The following is a 6,626-nucleotide window of genomic DNA, read 5'->3' on the forward strand; positions in this document are numbered from 1 at the left end:
TCTCCGGGCAGGATGTCGGCCCCGTCCCATAGCCTGGCCCGGTGAATCTCGACGATCTCGCCTGGCAACGGCAGTTCGACGGCGGGATAGAGCCCGCCATGGCGGAATACCTGGCCAGCCAGGGGCAGTTGGATCTGCTGATCGAGACCGCCCGGGACCGCGGTGAGTGGTTCTGCGCCGAGGTGGCGGTCGGTGAGCTGTGCGCGGTGGGGGAGTTCGAACGGGCCCTGACGGTCCTGGAGCCGTTCGTCGCGGTCGGCTGGCCGTTCGCCGTACGGGAGTCCGCCACGATCATGGTCCAGCAGGGCCGGATCGAGGAGGGGCTGGCGCTGGTGCGTCCGGACGCGGCCGGCCTGAAGTCGGCGCACGACTGCCGCTGGTTCGCGGAGGCACTGGTGGAGGCCGGGCGGGTGGACGAGGCCATCGAGGTGCTCACACCCCACCTCGGGGAGCCCTGGATCCTGGAGTCACTGGTCGATCTGACCAGGGGGCAGAACCGTGACGCCCGCGTCCTGGAACTGCTCGCCCCGTGCGCCGAGCGGGCCCTGGGCGGCACGGCGGACTGCCGGTGCTCCGCGGCCGGGGGTCGGCGCGAGTGCCGGCACCAGCCGTCGGAGGTGCTGGCGCTGTACGGGCGAGCCCTGGAGCGCATGGGCCGGGCGGACGAGGCGATCCGGCTGCTGGGCCCGGTCCTGCCCGTCGTCCCGCGCATCGCCTGGCTGTACGCGGACCTCCTCGCCGGCCAGGGCCGGATCGACCGGCTCCGCGAGCTGGCCGCCGGCGAGCACGCGCGGCTCACCCGGAACCGGTGCGCGGAGGCGCTGGAGGAGCAGGGGCGGGTCCAGGAGGCCGAAGCCGTCCTGCACGAGGCCGTCGAAGCGAACGGCCGGCACGCCCGTCGGCGCCTCATGGCCTTCCTGGCCCGCCAGGGACGCCTCGACGAGGCCGTCGACGTCGGACGGCCCACGTACGAGCGTGCCAGGGGAAACCTCCTCCACGAGGCGATCGAACTGCTGATCAAGGCGGGCCGCCCGGAGCGGGCGCTGGAGCTCGTCGACGGCCTCGGCACCGCGTACGTCGGCGCGCATTCCGATGTCCTGCGCTACACCCGGCTGCGCCTGCTCGCGAAGGCCGGGCGCCGTGCCGAGGGCATCGCGGAGGCGCGGGCCCTGAGCGAGCGGGAGCCCGGCCAGTGGGACACCACGCTGGCCTGGCTGCTGGATCAGGACGGCCGGGCGGACGAGGCCCTCGACCTGCTCCGGTCGTCCACCGAGCACGGGGCCCACCGAGCGGTTGCCGAGATCCTGAGCAGGCAGGGCCGCTACGCCGAGGCCGTCGCCGCCGTCCCCACGGTGTCCGCCCAGCGCGAGGCCTGGGATCGGCGCTGAGACAGGAGGCCGCCGCCGACCGACCTGGATATTTCAGTGAGAGAAATATCCAGGTGGACGGAGGCGTTCCGGCAGGAGCAGGCGCGGGAGGTCCGCGCGAGGCTGGAAGGAGTGCGGCGCCGTGCGCGTGGAGATCTGGAGCGACATCAACTGCCCGTGGTGCTACATCGGCAAGGCCCGGTTCGAGCAGGCGCTGGCGGCGTTCCCGCACCGCGAGGAGGTGGAGGTCGTCCACCGCTCCTTCGAGCTGGACCCGCGGGCGCCGCACGAGGCCCGTCCGGTGCTGCCGCTGCTCGCCGCCAAGTACGGGATGAGCCTGGAGCAGGCCGAGGCGGCGGAGGCCCGGATCGCCGAGAACGCGCACGCCGAGGGCCTGCCGTACCTGCGCGAGGGGCGCGACGCGGCGAACTCCTTCGACATGCACCGTCTGCTGCACTTCGCCGAGGAGCACGGCCGGCAGGGGCAGCTGCTGGACGCCCTGTACCGGGCGAACTTCGCCGAGGAGCGGTCGGCCTTCGAGGCGGGCCGGCTGGTCGAGCTGGCGGTCGACGCGGGGCTGGACGGCGAGGCGGCCGCGGCGGTCCTGGCCGACCCGGAGGCGTACGCGGAGGCGGTGCGCGAGGACGAGGCCACGGCGAGCGCCATGGGGGCGACGGGCGTGCCGTTCTTCGTCCTGGACCGGCGGCTGGGCGTCTCGGGCGCTCAGCCCGCGGAGACGTTCAGCCGGGCGCTGGAGCAGGCCTGGGAGAGCCGGGTCGCCCTGCCGCTGACGCCGCTCGTGCCCAAGGACTGAGCAGCCGCGGAGCGGGAGGTCGGCCCGGCCGCTCCGGCGGGCCGGCCTCCAGGCGATCCCGAACGCCGTACCGGCGGGCACGATGCCGTTCGTCCGCGGTTACGGTCCCGGGGACGGACCGACCTGACGAAGGACTACCCGCGGTCGAGGGACCTCAGGAACTCCGGCCGCAGCCGCCAAGGAAGGCCGTCCTCGGTATCGACCTGGTACACGGGCCCGACGTGGCCACCGTCGCGGTCATCGGCCTCGACGACGCATTCGACGACCACGCCCCGGGTGCCGAGGATCTCGCCGCCCAGGTGGCCGAGTTCGGGCCGCGGCGGGTCCGGGGTGGTCAGTGCCACCCGCTCACCGCGGGCGAACGTGGCCTCGTCGGGCCAGGGAGTCGTCATACCACCAGGTTATGGGCCTCGCCCCGCCGTCCCGGACCCGACGACTGCGGCCGGGCTCCGAGGAGCTACTCCCGCACGAACCCGTGGCTCCGCTCCACCTTCGCCACGTGCAGCGTGTAGCGCTCGTACCACTCGGCCCGCCCGCGCTTCTGCGCCGCGCGGTGCTCGGCGTTGGTCCGCCACTCCGTGAGGGCGTCGGCGTCACGGAAGTACCCGACGGTGATGGACAGCCCGCCGGGAGTCTGCGCGTGGTCCATCCCCAGGTACCCCGGGATGTCCTTCACCAGGTCTTCCATGCGGTCGTTGGTCTCGCTGTAGCCGGCCCGCTCCTGGGTCGACACCGCGGTGAAGACCGCCGCGTAGTAGGGGGTTTCAAAGGCCTCGACGGGCACGGCAGTCACATTCGCATCATTGCTCACGGCGTCACCGTAGGGCGGGACCCGCCCGGCGTACCAGCGTCTTTGCCGAACGGGATCCACAAGGGATCCAGATCTTTGCCAAGCCGCTCGGGTCCCTCCGACGAGGAACACCGGGGCGCACGCCGGCCGGTGCGGGTCCTAGTCGTAGAAGAACTGGCGGAGGTCCTCGACCGAGCCCGGGCCGAAGAGGAACGCCTCGAACCCGTTGACCGCGCGGAGCGGTGGCGGTCCGTCAGCGGAGAGCCGCCGCAGCCAGGCCTCGCCCTGCTCGCCCACCGCGTGGACGGCGGAAAGCAGTTCGGCCATCCCCGCCGGGCGGGGTGGGACCACTCCGGTGACCGGGACGAGGTCCCAGCCGCCCGCCCCGGCGGCGAGCCGGAGCGCGCCCGCCCAGGTGGCGATCCGGCAGAGCCGGTTGCGCAGGGGCGGTTCGACGGACGGGTCCAGGTATCCGAGTCCGACGGTCGCGGCGGCGAGGTCGTCCATCACCTGCCGTTCGAGGGCGGTGCGGACCCAGCGGCCCTCCTGGGCATCCTCGACGGCCGCGTGCCACCACTCCCAGGCGCTGTCGAGACGCGCCGTGAACTCGTCCACCCGGCCGGGTCGCAATCCGCTCTGCGACGGAGATCCGGCCGTGCCGCTCCGCGGTCGGTGGAGGTAGAACAGTTCCGGGTCGCCCTCGTCGAGGCCGTGGAGAAGGCCGACCGGCCGCCACCCGGCCCGCTGCAGCAGTCGCCGCATCGGATGGTTGGAGACATTGGTCGAGGTGAACAGCTTCGGGGTCTCGCAGGAGGCCGCCACGGCGTCCAGCAGCCGGCGGCCGACGCCGGTGCCCCGAGCGGACGGTCCGACCATCAGCATCGTGACGAAGCCCTGCTCGAAGAACGTGTACTCGACGACGCAGTAGCCGAGCGGGCCGGTCGCGCCTTCCGCCACGAACAGCGGGCTGATCGGGCCCTGCCGGCACCACCTGCGGATGCTCGCCGCCCGGTCCTCGTCGCCTTCGAGCGCGACCGAGTCGATACCGACCAACGCGTCCGCGTCGGCCTCCCTGCCGCGCCGCACGACGAACTCGCCCAGGTCCACTGCTTCCATGGGGACATGCTGCCAGTCCGGACCGATGCCACCGCGCCACCGCCTACCGCGGGCCGGGGATCGCGTCGGCGCGGGGGTTCAGACGGGTGGCCAGCCAGGGGGAGTTACGGCCGGCGGCCTCGCGGTAGGCGACGCACTGGACGGCGAAGAGCAGACGGTAGAGATTGAGGGCGGTGTCGGAGTCGTCGGCCGCGAAGCCCAGGTGGTGGACGAAGTCTTCGAGCTTGGGCCAGTCGAAGTCGTCGGGGACGGGCGGGGCGACGGCGACGCCGAAGACCGTGTTGAAGGCGGCGGCCACGGCGTAGTTGGCGGCAGCGAGGGCGTTGACGACGTCGGGGTCGGCGGCGGGGCTGGCGGCGGGGTCGGCGGCGGGGTCGGGGACGCACATGGGGGGCTCCTGTTCGTCGGGCTTTGCAAGGTTGCGCGCGGAGGTCACCGGCGATCGCGGTCGTGGCCGACGTCGAAGAGGAGCGTGAGGAGGTTGAAGAGAGTGGAGGCGGGGGCCGCGTTGAAGCGGACGAGGACCCGGCCGTCCAGGGTCCTGCCCGTGCCGGCCGACGGGAAGACCAGGCCGAACTCGCGGCCACGCTCCTGGAGTTCACCGAGGAGGCTGCGGACCTGGTCCTCGGTGTAGGCCCGGATGCGGGGGTCGGTGGGCTGCATGGGGTAGCGGCGGCGGTTCACGCGGAGGCCTCCAGTTCGAACCAGACGACCTTGCCCTGCTTGCGGGGCTCGGCGCCGAAGCGGTGGGTGAGGGCCTGGACGAGGAAGAGGCCCCGGCCGGAGAGGGAGAGCAGGTCATCGGGGAGGCGGGGCTCCGGGAGGACCGGGCTGTTGTCGGCGACCGAGACCCGGAGGCGGTGATCGGCGAGGGCCAGCACGACCACGGGTGCAAGGGTGCCCCCGTGCCGCCAGGCGTTGACGAAGACTTCATGGAGGGCGAGTTCGGCGTCGGAGATGACGGACGGTCGCCACCCCGCGGAGGTGAGCAGGTCGGAGAGCTCGGTACGAGCGCTGGACCAGTCGGGAAGGTTGCAAGCACGCATGAGACACCCCAGGGGAGGAAGAGGGGAATCGACGAAGCAGACACTCCGTCATGTGATCGGTGCAACACTGAGAGTAGGGCGATAGGTGTTACGCGTGCAACCAGATCGCCGAGATACCTCGCCCAACTTGGCTAAGCTCACTCGTGTGGGTGGAGACTGGCCCGACACGGAAGGAATCCCCCTTGGCACTCAGGACCCAAATCAGCGAGCGACAGCGGCGGTTCGGCGCTGAGCTGAGGAGGTTGCGCGAGGCTGCGGGCCTGGCAGTCAAGGACGCCGGCGCCCTCATCGGCATCGCAGGCCCACAGCTCAGTCACATCGAGGCGGCTCGAACGGCACTCGACCCGGAGCGACTCTCGGTCTTGCTCGGTGGCTATGGGTGCACGGATGAGACCTACGCCGGGCTGCTACACGCTCTTGGAGCCAGTAGCGGCAAGGGTTGGTGGAGCAAGTACAAGGGCCAGGTTCCCGACCTATCGCTCGATCTCGCCGAGCTCGAAGACCGAACTGCCCGTCTGGACAACTTCGAGACCCTGTACATTCCCGGGCTGCTCCAACTACCCGAATACGCCGAGGCCATCTACAAGGACGCCTACCGCAACGGGCGCTGGGATCTGGCGACAGCCATCCAGTTCCGCATAGATCGCCAGCGCATCCTGGAGAACGAAGAGCAACGGCAGTTTCGATTCGTCATCCATGAAGCGGCCCTGCGGATGCTCTTCCCTGGCGTGGAAGTCATGAGGGCTCAGCTGGACCACCTGGTCAGCCTGGCCGAACGCCCCAACATCACCATCCAGGTCCTCCCCTTCACGGCTACGAGGAAGCCTCCCCAATCAGGCCCCTTCGTACTGTGCGACCCCGGATGCGTTGACCTCGCAACCATCCTGCTGGATGTGCCCGGGCGCGCCGAGCACCATGGCTCCCCTGAGACCATTGCGGCGTACGGATGGAAGTTCCAACAGTTGAGCGAGATCTCACTGCCAGCCGTCGATGCAACGGCGCCGACCAGCTCGCGAAACTCCTGGGGAATTCTTCAACATCTCCTCTACACCCTACATACCTGAGAGGCACCTCGGATGGCTGGATTCTCCTGGCAGAAGTCATCGTTCAGTGGCGGCGATGCCGGCAATTCCTGTCTGGAACTAGCCCATGGCACCGACGATCTCCGCCACGTTCGCGAATCGGACGACCCCTCCGTCGTCCTGACCACCACGACCACCAAGCTCCGCGCCTTTCTCCTCGGCGCCCAGGCCGGCGAGTTCGACCACCTCGTCTGAACCCGGCCCCGCCCGCTCGCCGCTCCGGCGAGCGGGCGGTCCTCATCGCAGTGCCTGTTCCGAGGCATTCGACCGTCCCGGAAACGCGAAGAACCCCCATCCGGATCCCGGATGGGGGTTCTTCTGAATAATTGTTCGGCGGCGTCCTACTCTCCCACAGGGTCCCCCCTGCAGTACCATCGGCGCTGTAAGGCTTAGCTTCCGGGTTCGGAATGT

The 6,626-nt window shown here is 70.6% G+C and carries 10 protein-coding genes and 1 rRNA gene; 4 read left to right on the forward strand and 7 right to left on the reverse strand.

Going from position 1 to position 6,626, the window contains the following annotated elements; all coding sequences use genetic code 11:
• Positions 1 to 41: 41 nt before the first annotated feature.
• Together ACFVHV_RS26535 and ACFVHV_RS26540 are read left to right on the forward strand one after the other, a co-directional pair.
• Positions 42 to 1,388, forward strand: coding sequence for a tetratricopeptide repeat protein (locus tag ACFVHV_RS26535; RefSeq protein WP_380354012.1), 1,347 nt, complete (start codon positions 42 to 44; stop codon positions 1,386 to 1,388).
• A gap of 121 nt (positions 1,389 to 1,509) precedes the next feature.
• Positions 1,510 to 2,181, forward strand: a complete 672-nt coding sequence (locus tag ACFVHV_RS26540) for a DsbA family oxidoreductase (RefSeq protein ID WP_380354013.1) — start codon at positions 1,510 to 1,512, stop codon at positions 2,179 to 2,181.
• Positions 2,182 to 2,315: 134 nt separating this feature from the next.
• Here ACFVHV_RS26540 and ACFVHV_RS26545 read toward each other — a convergent pair whose 3' ends face one another.
• The 6 genes from ACFVHV_RS26545 to ACFVHV_RS26570 all read right to left on the reverse strand — a co-directional run bounded on the left by ACFVHV_RS26545 (position 2,316) and on the right by ACFVHV_RS26570 (position 5,133).
• Complete coding sequence (locus tag ACFVHV_RS26545) at positions 2,316 to 2,573, reverse strand: hypothetical protein (RefSeq protein WP_359899864.1); 258 nt, start codon at positions 2,571 to 2,573, stop codon at positions 2,316 to 2,318.
• A gap of 65 nt (positions 2,574 to 2,638) precedes the next feature.
• A complete protein-coding gene (locus ACFVHV_RS26550) occupies positions 2,639 to 2,974 on the reverse strand; it encodes an antibiotic biosynthesis monooxygenase family protein (protein ID WP_380354016.1) in 336 nt (111 codons plus the stop codon).
• 156 nt (positions 2,975 to 3,130) lie between these two features.
• Positions 3,131 to 4,087: a GNAT family N-acetyltransferase gene (locus tag ACFVHV_RS26555; protein ID WP_380354018.1), complete on the reverse strand. Its 957-nt coding sequence runs from the start codon at positions 4,085 to 4,087 to the stop codon at positions 3,131 to 3,133.
• 43 nt (positions 4,088 to 4,130) lie between these two features.
• Positions 4,131 to 4,475 (reverse strand): hypothetical protein, encoded by a 345-nt coding sequence (locus ACFVHV_RS26560; RefSeq protein WP_380354021.1) that lies wholly within the window; start codon positions 4,473 to 4,475, stop codon positions 4,131 to 4,133.
• A gap of 44 nt (positions 4,476 to 4,519) precedes the next feature.
• Positions 4,520 to 4,771 carry a hypothetical protein gene (locus ACFVHV_RS26565; RefSeq protein ID WP_359899872.1) on the reverse strand — a complete coding sequence of 84 codons (252 nt, stop codon included), beginning with the start codon at positions 4,769 to 4,771 and terminating at the stop codon, positions 4,520 to 4,522.
• Positions 4,768 to 5,133, reverse strand: coding sequence for an ATP-binding protein (locus ACFVHV_RS26570; protein WP_359899874.1), 366 nt, complete (start codon positions 5,131 to 5,133; stop codon positions 4,768 to 4,770). The genes ACFVHV_RS26565 and ACFVHV_RS26570 overlap by 4 nt, the downstream gene beginning before the upstream one ends.
• Before the next feature lie 182 nt (positions 5,134 to 5,315).
• On the opposite strand from ACFVHV_RS26570, the gene ACFVHV_RS26575 reads away from it, so the two are divergent.
• Positions 5,316 to 6,197 carry a helix-turn-helix transcriptional regulator gene (locus ACFVHV_RS26575; RefSeq protein ID WP_359899876.1) on the forward strand — a complete coding sequence of 294 codons (882 nt, stop codon included), beginning with the start codon at positions 5,316 to 5,318 and terminating at the stop codon, positions 6,195 to 6,197.
• 12 nt (positions 6,198 to 6,209) lie between these two features.
• Complete coding sequence (locus tag ACFVHV_RS26580; RefSeq protein ID WP_359899878.1) at positions 6,210 to 6,410, forward strand: DUF397 domain-containing protein; 201 nt, start codon at positions 6,210 to 6,212, stop codon at positions 6,408 to 6,410.
• A gap of 133 nt (positions 6,411 to 6,543) precedes the next feature.
• Here ACFVHV_RS26580 and rrf read toward each other — a convergent pair.
• Positions 6,544 to 6,626 (reverse strand): 5S ribosomal RNA (rrf, locus tag ACFVHV_RS26585); the annotation flags it as partial.

Source organism: Kitasatospora sp. NPDC127116 (genome assembly GCF_042677365.1).
Classification (GTDB): Bacteria; Actinomycetota; Actinomycetes; order Streptomycetales; family Streptomycetaceae; genus Kitasatospora; species Kitasatospora lactacystinica.